This is a genomic window from Rhizobium sp. WW_1, from assembly GCF_003610155.1.
GTDB lineage: Bacteria > Pseudomonadota > Alphaproteobacteria > Rhizobiales > Rhizobiaceae > Rhizobium > Rhizobium tropici_A.
In genome coordinates, this window is the sequence record NZ_RAIN01000026.1 from 43766 (window position 1) to 61334 (window position 17569).

The window sequence follows — 17569 nt, forward strand, 5'->3', positions numbered from 1 at the left end:
TGTGGCGATACTGACGCCATTTGGTCACCTAGGCCACTCCTCTTTCCGCCAGGAACGATAGTATCAGCGCTGAAATTCTCTCAGGGTCTTCCCAATGAGGATTATGTCCGTATCCGTCGAGGGTGATCGATCGAACGGACTGGAATGCATGCGAAAGCGCCTCTCGATGTGACCCGTCAAACAGCGGATCGAGGGAGCCGCCGATGCAGATGACGGGTGCCGTGACCTGCGCCGCGCTGAGGCGAAGGTCCGTTTCGTCGAGGCTATTCAGGATATCGCGCCAGATTGCCGAGGGCATCGCCGCCGCGTCCGCCTTCATCTTCGACAGAAAATCGGCATCCACAGGGCGGCTGCAGGAATACCAATCCACCAAAAATTGTCCGGCGGGATCGATGGGGTCCGTAAGCGCGTGAATGCCGCGCGAAATTGGGGTTTCCCTATCGAAACATGGGGTTAGACTTGCGCTGAGAAGGATGAGTGCGCTGATGTCGTCCCGGCGACGCGCGGCAAGTTCAATGGCCGTCATCGCGCCCATCGAATGCCCGATGAGCGCAATCTGCGAGAGGTCGAGACATTCCATCAGCATGTCAATGCTCTCGGCAAAGTCGCTGACATGCATTCGGTTACCCGGCTCGGACGCTCCATGGCCCGGTAGATCGGGTATGATGAGGCGATAGCCGGGAAAGGCGGGCTCAAGTGCAACGAAGCTGCGACCTGTGTCTGAAAAGCCGTGCAACATAAGGATTGCCTGCCCGCTTCCGCCGGTGTCGACAAAAGCGATGGGGCCTTTCTCGGGCAGTTCGATGTGCCGCTTCCGATGATGAAAATCGTCGTTGCGGATGCTCATTTCAGCCCTAGTGCGGTTTTGACTGCGGGAAGACCAGCCTCGCCATTGTAAGTAGATACTCCAGCCAGCCAGTTCTCCAGCCGTTGCGGTTCATCCTTGATTGCTTTCAAGGCCGCGTCGCCGGGTTCCAGGCCGTCATTCATGATGTAAGCCATACCGCGATTTTCGTAGGCGACATCAAATGTCAGATTGTTCAGGAGCTTCGCGACATTGGGGCACTCTTGCAGATACCCCTTGCGCACCTGCGTCGATACTGTCGCGGCACCAAAATTCGGGCCGTAGAATTTGTCGCCACCGGTGAGGTATTTGATATCGAAAACCGTGTTCATCGGATGAGGTGCCCAGCCCTGGAACACAATGAATGATCGACTGCGCGTGCGGCGGCTTACTTCCGACAACATGCCCTGTTCGCTCGATTCAACCACTTCCCAGCTCTGGAGACCGAGGGCCGGATCTTTAATGGCATCGAGCATCAACTGATTAGAACCAGGTTCGATACCGTAGAGCTTATGGTCGAATTTGTCCGCGAATTTTTGCAGGTCGGAAAAGTCCCTGACACCTGCCTCCCAGACGTAAGTCGGCACGGCGAACGTATATTTAGCACCCTCAAGGTTGGTACGAACGGTTTCGACCGAGCCATCCTGCTTATAGGGTTCGTAGTAGGTGACCATCGCGGGGTCCCAATAGCCGAGAAACACGTCGAGATCTTTGTTTTTCAGGCTTCGATAGATGACGTCGATACCGAGAAGCTGGCTTTTTGCCTCATAGCCCAGCGCCTTCAGCAGCGTGAGGCCGATCCCAGTCGTAAAAGCAAGATCATTCCAGCCGGGCTCCGCCATTCGCACGATCTTGCAGCTTTCCGGATCGCTCGCAAATGCAGGTGTAATCGTGCTGGCAGCCATGATTGCTGCGATGCCCGCGCTGAGTGATAGCTTCATGTTTAGTCTCCTTTTTAACCACGCGGTTTATTTATTGTCCCATGGGTCAATTATTGATCTTTGCGGAAAACTTGTCAATGTTGACGCAACTGAGGAGTCGAAATGAGACTGGCCAAGATCAGCGAGATTCGAAAGCGTGAGCTCCGGCGCGCCGCCTTTGAAGTTCTGCAGCGCGAAGGCATGGCGGGAGCGACGCTGGAGAAGGTCGCCGCGCAAGCGGGGGCGTCGAAAGGCATCGTCCTGCATTATTTCGCAAATAAGCAGGAGCTGTTCGAACATGCGATGCGCGAAGCGAATGCGGTCCTCAGGGATGCGGTCGTGGCGCGCTTGAACCACGCCAAAACTCCCATGGAAAGATTGGAAGCAATTATCGAAGGCAATTTCGAAGATCGCTTCTTTCAGCCTTCCATCTGCCACGCGTGGCTGTCGCTCTGCGCCGAGGTTCCGCGCGAGCCGCAATTGGCGCGTATCCAAAGAGTCATTCACGCGCGGATGCGATCAAACCTCATGTCGGCTCTCGTACATATTTTGCCGTATGACGAGTGCGAAGCCGTTGCCCTCGGCATCACGGCGTTGATCGATGGGATCTGGCTGCGATTGGGATTGCAATCGGAGCGTATGACGAGAGAGGATGCGCTTCGTCAGATGCGCGACTATCTTTCCCACCGCCTGCCATCCGCCACCTAGTTACTCTCGATAGCGGAAAGAAAAAACCGGGCCAGCGAGTGGCCCGGTTCTCTTTCAAAGTGATGACGTCAAGGCTTACTCAGCCGAAACGATCTTGCCGCCTTCCCACTTGTAGAGCGAGAAGCTCTGCGAAGTCAGGTCGCCGGTTTCGCCATAGGTGACTTTGCCGATGGCGGTGTCGATCGGTTCGCCCTTCTTGAGAGCTGCGCCGACGGCTTCGGCGTCATCCGCCTTGCCGGCCTTTTCGATGCCGGCCTTCAGAACCTGCACGGCAGCATAAGCATTCAGCGTGAAGGCTTCAGCCGGGATGTTGCGTGCCTTGAGAGCGGCAACCGCGCCCTGCGAATCCGGGTTCTTCAGAGCGTCGGATGCGTTGGTGAAGAGCGTACCGGCAGCCGAATCGTTGGCGATTGCCCAATATTCGGTGTTGGACAGGCCGTCGCCACCGATGATCTGCGCCTTGACGGAGATGTCGTGCAACTGGCGAGCCAGCAAGCCTGCTTCCGGGTGGTAACCGCCGAAGTAGATGACTTCGACGCCAGCCTGCTTCAGCTTTGCCGTCAGGGCGCTGTAGTCCTTTTCGCCGGGGGTCAGCGAGTCGTTGACGACTTCGGTGATGCCGCCCTTGTTGATCGCTGCCTTGAAGGCATCGGCCAGGCCCTTGCCGTAAGCGCCCTTGTCGTTGAGGATCGCGATCTTCTTGTCCTTGAAGTTTTTCACGACATATTCGCCGGCAACGACGGCCTGCTGGTCATCACGGCCGCAAGTACGGAAAACGTTGGTCAGGCCGCGATTGGTCAGGTCCGGTGCAGTCGCGGTCGGCGTGACCATCAGGATGCCGTTTTCGGCCAGCGCGTCGGAAACCGGAATGGCAACGCCAGAAGTGACCGGGCCGACAACAAAGCGGATGCTGTCGCCGACAAAGCCGTTGGCGACGGATACGCCCTGCTTCGGATCGCCGGCGTCATCGCCGAGCTTCAGAACGAGCTTCTGGCCGAGAACGCCGCCGCTCTTGTTGATTTCGTCGATGGCGGTCTGCGCGCCATTCTTGACCTGCTCGCCATAGGCCGCGACCGGGCCGGTCAGCGGCGCGATGAGGCCGATGGTGATGTCCGCATGCGCGAGAGGTGCGAAGGCCAGCGAAGCGACGAAGGTCGCGGCCGTCAATGTCTTCAGACTCATGTTTGCTCTCCTTGGATGAGCGCGGCAGCGCCCTTTGAACCCGCCCGCAATAGCCTGTCTCGACGCGCAAACTGCCGTGAGGCGTTCTCTTGGAGAAGACAGAACCTATATCGAAGCCGATGATTGCCTTCGGACATTTTTTTGATCTCGAAAGCGCTCATGAGGGTATTTTCTGTAGGAATATTGCGACGATTCCGCAAGAAAATAACCGCTGCGAAGACAATTTTGACGATTTTTCGAAAATTTTGACGAGGGATAGTTGTTGCGTGGTCGCCACCAGCCTTGCGGTGATATGCGATAGGGCAATGCCAATCTGGAAGTGGAAGTTTCCACGCCGCTGACCCACATAAGCATGGCGCCTCTCATGGCGCGACACATGCCGAGGAGATGAATACCGCGTGAATGAGTATGACAATTCGAAAGCCTACTTTGACCTCTGGCGACTGATCCCCGATGGTGTTCCGATCGTGACGCATTCCAGCCGGCTCTTTCCCGTGCGTCGGGATGGCGAGCCGGCGATGCTGAAGATCGCGGTCTCGCCGGAAGAGAAATCGGGCGCAGAGCTTATGGTCTGGTGGAATGGTATTGGTGCTGCGCGCGTTCTCGAGCATGCAGACGAGGCCATCCTGCTCGAGCGGGCAACAGGTCCCCGTTCTCTCATCGAGATGGTAGGGAATGGCGGGGATGACGAGGCAAGCCGCATCATCTGCAAAGCCGTTGTGGGGCTCCATGCGTCACGCGGGACCTCCCTACCAAGTTTGATTCCTCTGGTTCACCGGTTTCGTTCGCTTGAAGCCATGGCTCATTGCGAGGGTGGGACTTTCGTGCTGTCTGCAGTCACGGCCCGCAAACTGCTGTCGGAACCCCGCGATGTCGTGGCCCTGCATGGCGACATCCATCACGGCAATATTCTGGACTTTGGGGAGCGCGGCTGGCTTGCGATCGATCCGAAGGGGCTCGTGGGTGAGCGCGGCTTCGACTACGCCAATCTCTTCTGCAATCCTGACAAAGGTATCGCCACATCTCCCGGCCGCCTTGCGCGGCAGGCGGCAGTCGTTGCCGAGGCGGCGCAGATGGAGCGCGGACGCCTGCTGCAATGGATCATTGCCTGGGCCGGTCTCTCTGCCGCCTGGTTGATCGAAGATGGCGAGGACGAGCACGTCGAGCCAACGCTTGACGTTGCCGAAATCGCAGCTGCGGAACTATCCGCGACCGGGCTTTAGGAGATCAAAGCCTCGCGCCAGGCCTGCCGATAGCGGCTCAGCCCTGCCAGCTCGGCGCGAACCGGCAAGTTTTCCGCCGCGGTGGCAGGGCGTATCCCCGCCAGCAAGGCGGCACCCTGGCTGGTGCCCGTCGAGCCGGCCAGCGCGATGACGTCGCTGTTCGTTGCGGTTGACAGGGCTTTGAGGTAGGCGCGGTTGAGCGCGAAGGGCCCCTCGACGAAAATCGGACCCCTGGCGCTGATCAGGCCGAGACAGGCTTCGGTCATGAGCGCGAGATAGAGGCTGACGGCGGCAAGGCGCTCGGCATTGTTCGCGGCGCTATCCGCGATCCAGCGCCGCTTGCTGCCGGGAAAAGGGCCAGAACCTTCAACGACGTTTGGTAGAAGCATGAGGCCCTTGCCGATTGCCGGCTCCAGCGCCGCTTCGACTGCTTCGGGAGTTGCCGCGCCGATTTCCGCCGCCAGAAGCTCGAACTCGCGGCCGCCCATGAAGCGGGAAGACGGCACGGCGCGGCCATAAGCATCGACATTGGCAAGAGTGTCGCGTGCGGGGTCGAGATGTTCGAGATCGCCGCCCACGCCGAAACTGATCACCCATGTCCCGGTCGAGACCACGGCGAAAGGCGCTTCGTTCTCGACCAGATGCGGCAGAAGCGAGGCGTTGGAATCATGGATGCCGCAATAGACAGGTATGGATTTCGTGAGGCTCATATCGACCGCAAGCACCGGCAGTACCGGCCCGAGGGCATCGAAAGCCGAGCGCACCGGCGCCATCAGCCCGCGAATGCCGAGGGTATCGACCAGAGACGAATAGTTTTGCGTCGTTGGGTTCCAGAGATCCGTGTGGCAGCCGAGCGAGGTCACCTCGTTGGCGGCAATTCCCGTGAGGCGAAATGCCCAATATTGCGGATAGGTCAGGATCGTCGCGACGCGGGTAAACTCCGCCGGGAAGATGCTTTGCTGATAGTGGATCTGCGCGCCAACATTCAGACCGCCCGACAGCTGCGGCGAAAAGGTTTCGGCAAAGACCGGGCGCAATTGCCCATAGGCTTCCTGAACCGCCTGGGGATAGATGTGCTCGTAATCGAGAACCTGCAGCGCAAGGTCGCCCCTGGCATCGAGCAGCACCGCCGAGGCGCCGTGCGTGGTGATTGAGATCGCATCGAAGCCGGGCACGGCTGCGAAATCCTTCAGCGCCTCGATGATGAAATGCCAGAGTCTTTCGATGTCGTAATGCGGGTAGGGCTCGGTCTTCAGGACGCTGTTGCTCGTCTTGAAGACGGCGATTTCGCTGCCTGTGCTCGCATCGAGCACGACGACCTTGGCGTTGGTCTTGCCGATGTCGATCACGGCGATATGGCGATAGGCTTGGGTCGCGCTCATGGCAGATGGAAGACCGAGACGAGATCGCTCTGAACCGGCGAATTGTCGGGATTGGTCGCCATGATATCGGCCATGTGCACCCACCATTTCTTCATGACGGGATGATCGGGCAGGCTCGCCATGGTGTTATCCGTCGGTCGCGTCAGCACGCCGAATAGCGTGTTCGTTTCGCGGTCGAGATGGATGGAATAGTCCCTGACGCCGGCCTGATGCAGCAGATCCACAAGCTCAGGCCAGATTTCGTCATGCCGCTTCCGGTATTCCGCCTCCATGCCCGGATTGAGCGTCATCTTGAAGGCGTGGCGTTCGAGAGCAGCGGTCATTTGGAGCTCATGGTCCTGATGCGCCGGGCGACGATCGGCAGCGCGATGGTGATGATGAGAAGGAGGCCGATGAAGATCGACATGACGATGCCCGGAACGTTGAGAAGGCCGAGGCCGAAGGTGACGAGGCCCATCACGAAGGCGGCAAGGACGACGCCGCCGATCGTGCCCGAGCCGCCGAGGATCGAGACACCACCGAGCACGACCATGGTCACCACCTCCAGCTCCCAGCCGAGCGCGATCGAGGGACGCGTTGAGCCGAGGCGCGAGGTGAGGCAGACGGCGGCAATGCCGCTCATGATGCCGGTCAGAAGAAACAGGATGAATTTCACCCGTTCGACCGGAATGCCGGAGAAGCGTGCAGCAAAATCATTGTTGCCGATCGTATAGATCTGCCGGCCGAAATTTGTCGCATGCAGCAGGATCGCAAAGGCGATCGCCAGCACGATGAACAGCACGAATTCGAACGAGAAGACCCAGACGACGTAGCCTTGGCCGAAATAGGCGAAACTGTCGGGATAGTTGCCGTAAGCCTGGTCGCCAAGCACGATGTAGGAGATGCCGCGAAACAGGCTCATCGTGCCGATGGTGACGACGATCGACGGTAGCTTCATCACGGAGACGAGGAAGCCGTTGAAGATGCCGCAGACCAGACCGACGCCGATGCCGATCGCGACGAGGCCGGGCGTGTCGACGCCGACTTGCGCAGCGGCGCCCATGGCTGTCGAGGCCAGCGCGATGATGGCTGCGACCGACAGGTCGATTTCACCTGATATGACAAGCAGCGCCATGGCAAAGGCGATCATTGCCTTTTCGGTGAAGTTGAAGGTCGCGTCCGAGAGATTGTAGGGATCGAGGAAATAGGGCGAGGCTAGCGAATTGAAAATGAAGATCGCGACCGCGACGCCGAAGAGCAGCGTTTCCCAGCTCGACAGGATGCGCTTGAGAGGAGTGCCGAGGCGATCCGGAATAACGCGCTTTTCCGCCGTTGCCGCTTGCGAAGCGTTGCTCATGCGCTTGCTCCCTCACTGGCGGTGTCTTTTGCGGCCTGATCCCGAAGGATGATGCGGCCGCGATTGCGTTCGCGCCGGGCGTTGAAGACGACCGCAAGGATAATGACGGTGCCGGAGATTGCCATCTGCGTGAATGGCGAGATGCCGATGACCGGCAAGGCATTCTTGATGACGCCAAGAAAGAGGGCACCCAACACGGCGCCGGCGACCGAGCCGACACCGCCTGCGATCGAAATGCCGCCGATGACACAGGCGGCGACGCTATCGAGCTCGAAGCCGTTGGCGATATCGACATAGGCAACGGCATAGCGGGAGACCCAGAGATAGCCGCTGAGCCCGGCGAGCGCGCCGGAGAGAACGAAGGCGAGGAAGCGCGTCCAGCCGACGTCGATGCCGGCATACACGGCGGCCACCGGATTGCCGCCGCTCGCATAGGCCGAGCGGCCGAACTGTGTGTAGCGCAGCACCAGAAACATCATCAGCACGATGACGATGCCGATCCAGGCAAGTACAGGCAGGCCGAGAAACGGCGTGCGCGGTACGTTTAGGAAGACCGGTGTGAACTGATGCGCATTGACCCAGGCGCCGCCCGACAGCACGAAGGCCATGCCGCGATAGATCGTCAGCGTGCCGAGCGTGACGACGATCGGCGGTATTTCCAAGGCCCAGACGAGATAGCCATTGATGGCTCCGAGAACCGCGCCCATCAGGATCGCCGTGATGACGAGCGCGATCAGCGGAATATCGGGATAGGCCGCGTTCAGCATCGCAACCGCCATGCCCGTCAAGGCGAGGTTGGCGGCGACAGACAGATCGATCGATTTCGTCAGGATGACGGTCATCTGGGCAAGCGCCAGGATGATGAGGATCGAGGTGTCGTTGAAGATATTGGCGAGATTGGCGGGCTCTGCAAAGCCGGCCGCACGCGTCGCGAAGCCGGCTATCATCACGATGATGATGATGGCGAGCAGTGTTTCTCGTCTTTTGAGGATGCGCGGCATCCGGCTCTCCCTATGCATTCCCCGTGGCGGCTCGTACCAGCGTTTCCGGTGTCAGTTCCTCGCGGTTGAAAAGACCGGCCGAAAGCCCCTCTTTCATAACAAGCACGCGGTCCGCCATGCCGATGATCTCGGGCAGTTCGGAGGAGATCATGATGATGCTGAGACCTTCGGCCGCCAGCTCGCTGATGAAACCATGGACGGCTGCCTTCGAGCCGATGTCGATGCCCTTGGTGGGCTCGTCGAGAATGATGATCTTCGGCTGCGTTGCCAGCCATTTGCCGATGACCACCTTCTGCTGGTTGCCGCCTGACAGCGTGCCGACGGGCACGGAAAGGGCGGCGGCGCGCAGATCGAGCCGTTCGGCATATTTGCGGGCAAGAGCGAATTCGTTGGCCGCCTTCAGGAAGCCTTTGCGCGAGGTGCGCCCGAGCGATGGCAGCGACATGTTCTGATAGATCGGCATCGGCAGCGCCAGACCGTGGCGGCCGCGCTCTTCCGGCACATAAACGATACCGGCGCCGATGGCATCCTGCGGCGAGCGCACCTGGATTTCGCGGCCATCGAGCGTAAGGCGCCCGGAGAGCGGTCTGGTGATACCGAAGAGCGATTGGCAAAGCTCGGAGCGCCCGGCGCCGATCAGGCCGTAGATACCGAGGATCTCGCCGCGACGCAGTTTGAAGGAGATATCGCGGAATTCCGTTCGGTGACAGTATTTTTCGACTTCGAGAACGGTATCGCCGAGCGCGACCGCACCCTTGGGAAAGGCGTTGCCGACATCGCGTCCGACCATCATGCGGACGATCTCGTCCTGTGGCGTTGATTTCAGCTCGCCGTGGCCGACGGCACGGCCGTCGCGGAAGACGACGAAATTGTCGGCGATCTCATAGAGTTCGTCGAACTTGTGGCTGATGAACAGGATCGCCTTGCCCTTTGTCTTCAGGCCTTCGACAATGCGGAAGAGATCATCGATCTCCTTGCGGGAGAGGGCGGCTGTGGGTTCGTCCATGATGACGATGCGGGCCTCGATCGACAAGGCGCGTGCGATCGCCACGAGATGGCGCTGCGCAATGGAGAGGTCCTTCAAGCGGATTGTGGGATCGATTGCGCTTTCAAGCGATTGCAGGAGCTCTTTCGAGCGGCTGTTCATCCTCTTCCAGTCGATGGTGCGCCAGGATGTGCGCGGCGCGTGGCCGAGAAAGATGTTTTCGGCGACGGTGAGCTCATCGAAGAGCACAGTCTCCTGATGGATGGCCGTGACGCCGGCATCGATGGCCGCCTGTGCATGGGCAAAAGCCGTCGGCTTGCCGTCGACGAGAATTTCGCCTTCGTTCGGACGATAGATGCCTGTGAGAATCTTGACGAGGGTCGACTTGCCCGCGCCGTTCTCGCCGATCAGGGCGGTGACCTTGCCGGGGTAAAGCGAAATGCTGACGCCATCCAGCGCTTTGACGCCGGGAAAGATCTGGGAAATGCCACGCATTTCCAGAATGGCCTGATTGTTCGCGGCTGGTGCGTCCGCGACAGAGCGTTGAAGGACTGTGGTCATCAGCAATGTACCGGATCAGAGAAACCAGGTCCGGCGGCTGTCGCCGCCGGAGAGCTGCGGATTCTTGCTTCGATCAGAAAACCTTGGAGAACTGATCGATGTTCGAAGCGTTGTAGACGAACGGATCGGCCATGGCGGCTTCGCCGTTTGCATCCACCTTGATCTTGCCCATGCGGCCGGCATTGATCTCGCTGCCCGGCTTGCCGTCGGTCTCGCCCTTGACGAGGCGATAGGCGATCTGCGTTGCAGAATAGCCGAGATCGATCGGGTTCCAGATCGCGAATTCCTTCGTCGCGCCTGATTTGATCGCGCCGGCCATTTCGGACGGCAGGCCGAGACCGGTCACATAAACCTTGCCGATCTTGCCGGCATCCTTGACGGCCTGCGAAGCGGCAAGCACGCCGACCGTCGTCGGGGCGACGATGACCTTGACTTCCGGATGCGAGGTCAGGAGGCCCTGGGCTTCACGATAGCTCTTGTCCGAGAGATCGTCACCATAAACCGTCGTGACCAGGTTGAGGCCCGGGAAGTCCTTCAGCTGCTTCTTCATCTCGCCGATCCAGATGTTCTGGTTGGTCGAGGTGGTTGTTGCCGACAGGATGGCGAAGTCGCCCTTGCCGCCGTCGAGATGATCCTTGGCAAGCGTCAGGCACATCTTGCCGATCAATTCATTCGACGAAGGGTTCAGCTGCAGGATGCGGCCGGCCTTGGCGACGCCTGAATCCCAGGAGATGACCTTGATGCCACGTTGCGCCGCCTTCTTAAGTGCCGGGACGACTGCATCGGGATCGTTCGCCGAGATCGCGATGGCATCGACGCCCTGTGCGATCAGCGAATTGATGACTTCGATCTGGCCTTCGGCCGTGGTCGAGGTCGGGCCGGTGTAGATCACCTGCACGCTGCCGAGATCCTTGGCTGCTTCCTGAGCACCTTTGTTGGCGGCCTCGAAGAAGCCGTTGCCCAGCGACTTCACCACGAGACCGATCTTGATGTCCTTCGCACTTGCTGCGCCGGCGAAAAGCGTTGCAGCGAGCGCAACGCCGATCGCCAGTTTCTTTGCTATATTCATGCCACTTCCTCCCAAAGTTGATAGGCTATGCTTCCCCCGCCATAGCCGCGCATTTTTATGCGACCGACGGGGAATCCTCCTCCTCGGCGTGAGCCGAAACGCCTGCGATGACAAGCGAAACGCCGGCGTCCTCGATCATGCGCACGGTCTCCGCGGTCACGCCGTCATCGGTGATGATCGTTGAAACCTGCTCGAGCGGGCAAAGGATCAGGCTGGAGCGCTGGCGGAATTTGCTGGAATCGACCATCAGGACGAGTTCGTCCGCTTGCCGCATCAGCTTCTGCTCGCTCTGGATCAGCAGCCCGTCGGCTTCCATGATGCCGAGCGGGCCGACGCCCTGCGCGCCGAGAAACATGCGGCGCGCGTAGAAATTGCGGGTCGTGTCGTTGTCGAAGGGCGAAAGGATCAGACTTTGCTCGCGATAGATCGCGCCGCCCGGTACCGTCACCGTATTCTTCGAATGCTTGACCAGATGCTCGGCAATCGCGAAGGAGTTCGTCATCACCTGCAGCCGGAAAGCCGAGATGTAGTGGACGAGCTGGAATGTCGTCGTGCCGCCATTGATGATGATGGCATCACCGGGATTGCATAATTCCGCGGCCTTGCGCGCAATTGCGCGTTTCTTATCGATATTGACCGATTCCGAAACGCGGAAGGGGCGGCCAACCAGATTACCGAGCTGCGGAGGATGGATCGATTCCGCGCCGCCGCGCACGCGCCGGATCTTTCCCTGCACATGCAGGGCGGCGATGTCACGGCGTATCGTCGCTTCCGAAGCCTCTGTCAGCTCGGAAATATCCTGAATCGTCACGACAGGCTTTTCCTGTACGGCGCTCAGAATAATGCGATGGCGTTCACGTTCGTGCATCGGTTCCTCCTTGATGGCGATTATTTCGCAAATATGACAATGTGTCAATCATAAACGATCATAAACTTTCATATTGCATTGCAACATTGTCGAATATGATCGTTTTCGATTGACAAGGTGACTGTACGTGAGCGATACCCTGCTCACAAAGGGCGGCTCCAATCGTGATGCGATCCGTCCGCGAGACTTGATTTTCAAGGGAGGATGACATGGCGGCTGACGTTCAGCTTCTAAACAACCGTTGGGATGATGCATATGCTGACGGACTCGATGAGCCGGGCAAGCTCCTCTATCGGTCGAATCTGCTCGGTGCCGACAAGCGTATCACCAACTACGGCGGCGGCAACACATCGGCCAAGGTCATGGAAACCGATCCGCTCTCCGGCGAGAAGGCTAGGGTGCTCTGGGTCAAGGGCTCCGGCGGCGATGTCGGAACCATCAAGCTCGATGGCTTTGCCACGCTCTATCAGGACAAGCTCGACAGCCTCAAGAACATCTACCAGGGCGTCGCCGACGAGGATCGCATGGTTGGCTTCCTGCCGCATTGCACCTTCAACCTCAATGCGCGCGCGGCTTCGATCGACACGCCGCTGCATGGCTTCGTGCCCTTCACCCATGTCGACCACATGCACCCGGATGCGATCATCGCAATCGCCGCCTCCAAGAATTCGCGCGAACTCACGCGCGAGATCTTCGGGGACGAGATCGGCTGGCTCCCATGGCGTCGTCCTGGCTTCCAGCTCGGTCTTGATCTGGAGTCCTTCGTGAAGGCAAATCCGAATGCCAAGGGCGTCGTGCTGGAAAGCCATGGGCTCTTCACCTGGGCCAACGACGCCAAGGAATGCTACGAGCTGACGCTTGCGATCATCAACAAGGCGATCGAATGGTTCGCAGCCAAGACGGAAGGCAAGACCATTTTCGGCGGCGCGGCCGTTCAGAGCCTGCCGCAGGCGGATCGCCGCGCCATTGCCGCACGGCTGATGCCGGAGATCCGCGGCCGCATCGGCAAGACTGAGCGCAAGCTCGGTGATTTCGACGACCAGGATGCCGTACTCGAATTCGTCAATTCGAAGAGCCTCCGCCCGCTCGGCGCGCTCGGTACCAGCTGCCCGGATCACTTCCTGCGCACCAAGATCCGCCCGCTGATCGTCGATTTCGATCCAGCCAAGCCTGATGTCGATGCCGTCATTGCCGGTCTCGACAAGGCGCTGGAGGACTACCGCGCCGATTACGCGCGCTATTACAGTGATTGCAAGCATGACAACTCACCTGCCATGCGCGACCCGAACCCGGTGATCTTCCTCGTTCCCGGCGTCGGCATGCTGTCCTTTGCCCGCGACAAGGCGACGGCCCGCATCGCCGGCGAGTTCTACGTCAACGCCATCAACGTCATGCGCGGCGCATCCACCGTTTCCGAATATCAGGGCCTGCCGGAGCAGGAAGCCTTCGATATCGAGTATTGGCTGCTGGAAGAGGCAAAGCTGCAGCGCATGCCGAAGCCGAAGAGCCTCGCCGGGCGCGTCGCTTTCGTCACCGGCGGCGCCGGCGGCATCGGTCGCGCCACGGCGGCGCGCCTGGTGGGCGAGGGCGCCTGCGTCGTTCTGGCTGACATCGACCAGGCGGCGCTTGAAAACACGCAGGCGGATTTCGTTAGGAGATACGGCGCTGACGCGGTGCGCAGCGTCAAGCTCGACGTCACCAAGGAAGATGCCGTCATCTCCTCCTTCGCCGAGGCTTGCGTTGAATTCGGCGGTGTCGACATCCTCGTGTCCAATGCCGGCATCGCGTCGTCCGCGCCGATCGAAAGCACCGAGCTTTCGATGTGGAACCGCAACATGGATATTCTCGCGACTGGTTATTTCCTCGTCTCGCGCGAAGCCTTCCGGCTGTTCCGCCGACAGAACCTAGGCGGCAACGTTGTCTTCGTCGCCTCGAAGAACGGTCTTGCATCTTCGCCGAATGCCGCCGCCTATTGCACCGCAAAAGCTGCCGAGATTCATCTCGCTCGCTGCCTGGCGCTGGAGGGTGCGGAAGCCGGCATCCGCGTCAACACGGTCAATCCGGATGCCGTGCTGCGTGGCTCGAAGATCTGGAGCGGCGAATGGCGCGAGCAACGCGCGGCCTCCTCGAAGATCGAGGTGGACGAGCTGGAGGAACATTACCGCAAGCGTTCGATGCTGAAGCTCAATGTCTTCCCCGAGGACATTGCCGAGGCGATCTACTTCCTGGCTTCGGATCTTTCCGCGAAATCAACAGGCAATATCATCAACGTCGACGCCGGCAACGCACAGAGCTTTACACGGTAATGGATTGGGAGGCGGCAGCCTCAGGGCCACCCTCGTGGTTCGAGGCCTTGCCGCACTCGCTCCGCTCTCGCGACAGCGCACCTCACCATGAGGGTGGTGTGGCGATTGCGCCAACTGACGGAGAGATCAGTCCTCACCCTGAGGTGGCCCGTAGGGCCCTCGAAGGGCGAGGGCGGGTGATGGCCTGCAGGGTCAGCGCACTTTAACGTTTTGAATGACGCATATGGGAGGAAAGAATGGCCGAGTTTAGAATTGCGCCCGATCTGGTTGCTGCAGAAAACGACAGGCGCGCCGCCGCGCTGAAATCCGATTATGAGGCCCTCGACGCCACGCTCGCCCGCCGCGGCGTCGATATCGAAGCCGTGACCCGAAAGGTCTCCGAATTTTTCGTTGCCGTCCCATCCTGGGGCGTCGGAACCGGCGGCACACGCTTTGCCCGTTTCCCCGGCACCGGCGAGCCGCGCGGCATTTTCGACAAGCTCGACGATTGCGCTGTCATCCAGCAGCTGACACGGGCAACGCCGAGGGTTTCGCTGCATATCCCCTGGGACAAGGCCGATGCAAAGGAGCTAAAGGCGAAAGGCGATGCGCTCGGCCTTGGCTTCGATGCCATGAACTCCAATACCTTCTCCGACGCGCCGGGCCAGGCGCATTCCTACAAGTTCGGTTCGCTCAGCCATGTCGATGCGGCAACCCGCGCCCAAGCCGTCGAGCACAACATCGAATGTATCGAGATCGGCAAGGCGCTCGGCTCGAAGGCGCTGACCGTATGGATCGGCGACGGCTCGAATTTCCCCGGCCAGACGAATTTTACCAAGGCGTTCGAGCGCTATCTCGCCGCCATGGCCGATATCTACAAGGCGCTTCCCGACGACTGGCGGCTGTTCTCCGAGCACAAGATGTATGAGCCGGCCTTCTATTCGACTGTTGTTCAGGACTGGGGCACCAATTACCTGATTGCGCAGACGCTCGGACCAAAGGCGCATTGCCTTGTTGACCTCGGTCACCACGCGCCGAATACCAATATCGAGATGATCGTCGCCCGCCTCATCCAATTCGGCAAGCTCGGCGGTTTCCATTTCAACGATTCGAAATATGGCGACGACGATCTCGATGCGGGCGCCATCGAGCCCTATCGGCTCTTCCTCGTCTTCAACGAACTGGTCGATGCTGAAAGGCGTGGGGTCAACGACTTCAATCCGGCTCACATGATCGACCAGTCGCACAATGTCACGGACCCGATCGAAAGTCTGATTTCCAGCGCCAACGAGATCCGCCGCGCCTATGCGCAGGCGCTGATCGTCGATCGCAACGCGCTTGCCGATTATCAGGATGCGAACGACGCGTTGATGGCATCGGAAACGCTGAAGCGCGCCTATCGCGCCGATGTCGAACCTATCCTCGCCGAAGCACGTCGCCGTGCCGGTGGCGCGATCGATCCGGTCGCGACCTACCGGGCGAGCGGCTATCGCGCCAAAGTCGCCGTCGAACGGCCGGCTTCCGTTGCCGGCGGCGGCGGAATCATCTGAGATGATCGGGTGCCGACGGAGTTGCGCCGGCACCCGATGCCCAGCTTTACCTTCCTGATTTGCTGAGTTCGGCCTCTCGCCAGGTGGACCAGCGGCGGCGCAGCTCGCCCGGGCGCAAGCCATGACCTTCATCAAGCATATCGGCTTCGACAATCCGATCCGTGCGAAAATGCCGGAAGCCTTGGCGCAGTTCGCACCATGCCACCAGAATGCGGCTCGTATCGGAATAGCCGAGGATAACGGGCCACACGACCCTTGCAGTCTCCTCGCCCGCATCGGAACGATAGCGCATCCGTAGTTTTCGTCCTTCGCGGACGGCAGCTCGCAGCATCGGCAGGTCGATGGTTTCCTCCTCGGCTCCAGAAATCACTGGCCTGGCGCCGACGCTCGGCTCGAGGATGAAAGGACGCAAATGCGCAGGCACGATCGCGGTGATCTTGGCAACGACATCGCGCGCGGCATTGGCAAGGGTCTTGTCGGCGCGCCCGGCAACCCATTGCGCGCCAAGAACGACCGCCTCGATCTCTTCAGGCGTTAGCATCAGCGGCGGCATTTCGTAGTCGGACGACAGGAGGTATCCGAACCCTGCCTCGCCCTCGATCGGAACGCGCTGGCTCATCAGATCGGCAACGTCGCGATAGACCGTGCGCTTCGAGACTTCGAGCTCATCCGCCAGCGCGGCGGCTGTTACGGGCCGGCTCGATCGCCGCAATATCTGTATGATCTGAAACAAACGGTCGGCGCGGCGCATTCCTGCTGACTCCTGCTGCCAGTATAGTGGCAGCAGACTTATGCGACAAGAGCCTTCGAGCCGTCAACGAGATGTTTGGCGGGCCTTTTGAAGGAGCCTCCGATGAAACTAGCATCTGCACGTCTAATCGCTTCCGACATCAAGAAGATGGTCGGGTTTTATGAAATGGTCACGGGTCAGTCGGCCGAGTGGCTGGCGCCGGTCTTTGGCGAGATCGTCACCCCCTCGGCAACGCTTGCGATCGGAAGCGCCGAAACCGTCGCCCTGTTTCGCGAGGGCAGTGCCGAACCCTCAGCCGATCGCTCTGTCGTCATCGAATTCCAGGTCGACGATGTCGATGCCGAATTCGTCCGGTTGAGGGGCGGGGTTGAGCTTCTCTATCGCACGCTAATATTCTAAATAGACCTACGATATCAATGTGTTGGGTTGACGTACCAGCGCAAACGCCGCTACTATTATCCTCCAATTTCCGATCACGGTGGTATCCCAGTTCTAGGTCCTGGAGGTAAATCATGGCGAAGCGAAGTGCGGTGCTTCTGACGAAACGTGTCGTCGACTCAGCGTGTCCAGATCATGACCGCTACCATATATGGGACAGCGAGCTTTCGGGCTTTGGTCTACGCGTCTCTCCCACAGGCGTGAAAACTTTCATCATCAAGTATCGAACGGATGGCGGTGGCCGATCAGCCGCCCAACGCGTTCTGACCAGAGGGCATTTCGGTCCGATTACAGTCGAGCAAGCCAGAAGAGTCGCCAAGGCTAAGCTCGGAGGTGTCGCAGCCGGTGCAGATCCGGCCGAAGCCCTTCAGATCGCGGCGATTGCCTCTTCGACCTGTGTTTATAAGCTTGGCATGGACTGTCACGGGCACCACGATCGCTACCTATGGCGAACGATACGGCTTCG

Annotated in this window: 16 protein-coding genes and 1 pseudogene; 6 read left to right on the forward strand and 11 right to left on the reverse strand. The window is 59.8% G+C overall.

Annotation, left to right across the window (positions count from 1 at the left end; translation table 11 throughout):
* Positions 1-28: 28 nt before the first annotated feature.
* The gene (locus BJ928_RS35535) at positions 29-847 is read right to left on the reverse strand and encodes an alpha/beta hydrolase (RefSeq protein ID WP_047636561.1); all 819 of its coding nucleotides are present in this window, start codon (positions 845-847) and stop codon (positions 29-31) included.
* The gene (gene choX, locus BJ928_RS35540) at positions 844-1785 is read right to left on the reverse strand and encodes a choline ABC transporter substrate-binding protein (protein WP_052228018.1); all 942 of its coding nucleotides are present in this window, start codon (positions 1783-1785) and stop codon (positions 844-846) included. Before choX ends, BJ928_RS35535 begins: the two co-directional genes overlap by 4 nt.
* A gap of 102 nt (positions 1786-1887) precedes the next feature.
* Here choX and betI point away from each other — a divergent pair, with 102 nt between their 5' ends.
* Positions 1888-2472 (forward strand): transcriptional regulator BetI, encoded by a 585-nt coding sequence (gene betI / locus BJ928_RS35545; protein ID WP_047636560.1) that lies wholly within the window; start codon positions 1888-1890, stop codon positions 2470-2472.
* Positions 2473-2547: 75 nt separating this feature from the next.
* On the opposite strand, the gene BJ928_RS35550 is transcribed toward betI, so the two are convergent.
* The gene (locus BJ928_RS35550) at positions 2548-3654 is read right to left on the reverse strand and encodes a branched-chain amino acid ABC transporter substrate-binding protein (protein WP_047636559.1); all 1107 of its coding nucleotides are present in this window, start codon (positions 3652-3654) and stop codon (positions 2548-2550) included.
* A 398-nt stretch (positions 3655-4052) separates the two neighbouring features.
* Here BJ928_RS35550 and BJ928_RS35560 point away from each other — a divergent pair, with 398 nt between their 5' ends.
* Positions 4053-4877 carry an aminoglycoside phosphotransferase family protein gene (locus BJ928_RS35560; protein ID WP_047636556.1) on the forward strand — a complete coding sequence of 275 codons (825 nt, stop codon included), beginning with the start codon at positions 4053-4055 and terminating at the stop codon, positions 4875-4877.
* Here the strand turns inward: BJ928_RS35560 and BJ928_RS35565 are convergent.
* From BJ928_RS35565 to BJ928_RS35595, 7 genes are all read right to left on the reverse strand, one after another.
* Positions 4874-6259, reverse strand: coding sequence for an FGGY-family carbohydrate kinase (locus BJ928_RS35565; RefSeq protein ID WP_047636555.1), 1386 nt, complete (start codon positions 6257-6259; stop codon positions 4874-4876). The two genes, BJ928_RS35560 and BJ928_RS35565, sit on opposite strands and share 4 nt — an antisense overlap.
* Positions 6256-6582 carry an L-rhamnose mutarotase gene (gene rhaM, locus BJ928_RS35570; RefSeq protein WP_047636554.1) on the reverse strand — a complete coding sequence of 109 codons (327 nt, stop codon included), beginning with the start codon at positions 6580-6582 and terminating at the stop codon, positions 6256-6258. The genes BJ928_RS35565 and rhaM overlap by 4 nt, the downstream gene beginning before the upstream one ends.
* Positions 6579-7595 carry an ABC transporter permease gene (locus tag BJ928_RS35575; RefSeq protein WP_047636553.1) on the reverse strand — a complete coding sequence of 339 codons (1017 nt, stop codon included), beginning with the start codon at positions 7593-7595 and terminating at the stop codon, positions 6579-6581. Before BJ928_RS35575 ends, rhaM begins: the two co-directional genes overlap by 4 nt.
* Positions 7592-8596, reverse strand: coding sequence for an ABC transporter permease (locus BJ928_RS35580; RefSeq protein WP_047636551.1), 1005 nt, complete (start codon positions 8594-8596; stop codon positions 7592-7594). Before BJ928_RS35580 ends, BJ928_RS35575 begins: the two co-directional genes overlap by 4 nt.
* Positions 8597-8606: 10 nt before the next feature.
* The gene (locus BJ928_RS35585; protein WP_047636580.1) at positions 8607-10142 is read right to left on the reverse strand and encodes a sugar ABC transporter ATP-binding protein; all 1536 of its coding nucleotides are present in this window, start codon (positions 10140-10142) and stop codon (positions 8607-8609) included.
* Between the two features lie 73 nt (positions 10143-10215).
* The gene (rhaS, locus tag BJ928_RS35590) at positions 10216-11211 is read right to left on the reverse strand and encodes a rhamnose ABC transporter substrate-binding protein (RefSeq protein ID WP_047636550.1); all 996 of its coding nucleotides are present in this window, start codon (positions 11209-11211) and stop codon (positions 10216-10218) included.
* A gap of 55 nt (positions 11212-11266) precedes the next feature.
* Positions 11267-12079, reverse strand: a complete 813-nt coding sequence (locus BJ928_RS35595) for a DeoR/GlpR family DNA-binding transcription regulator (protein ID WP_047636549.1) — start codon at positions 12077-12079, stop codon at positions 11267-11269.
* Positions 12080-12288: 209 nt separating this feature from the next.
* Here BJ928_RS35595 and BJ928_RS35600 point away from each other — a divergent pair, with 209 nt between their 5' ends.
* A complete protein-coding gene (locus tag BJ928_RS35600) occupies positions 12289-14385 on the forward strand; it encodes a bifunctional rhamnulose-1-phosphate aldolase/short-chain dehydrogenase (RefSeq protein ID WP_047636547.1) in 2097 nt (698 codons plus the stop codon).
* A gap of 236 nt (positions 14386-14621) precedes the next feature.
* Positions 14622-15914 (forward strand): L-rhamnose catabolism isomerase, encoded by a 1293-nt coding sequence (rhaI, locus tag BJ928_RS35605; protein ID WP_047636546.1) that lies wholly within the window; start codon positions 14622-14624, stop codon positions 15912-15914.
* 46 nt (positions 15915-15960) lie between these two features.
* Here the strand turns inward: rhaI and BJ928_RS35610 are convergent, their stop codons facing one another.
* A complete protein-coding gene (locus BJ928_RS35610; RefSeq protein ID WP_047636544.1) occupies positions 15961-16665 on the reverse strand; it encodes a YafY family protein in 705 nt (234 codons plus the stop codon).
* A gap of 102 nt (positions 16666-16767) precedes the next feature.
* Between BJ928_RS35610 and BJ928_RS35615 the strand changes: the two are divergent.
* A pseudogene (locus tag BJ928_RS35615) lies at positions 16768-17046 on the forward strand (VOC family protein); the annotation flags it as partial.
* Positions 17047-17177: 131 nt separating this feature from the next.
* The coding region (locus BJ928_RS35620; RefSeq protein WP_147413978.1) for an Arm DNA-binding domain-containing protein at positions 17178-17569 on the forward strand (392 nt) is incomplete at its 3' end.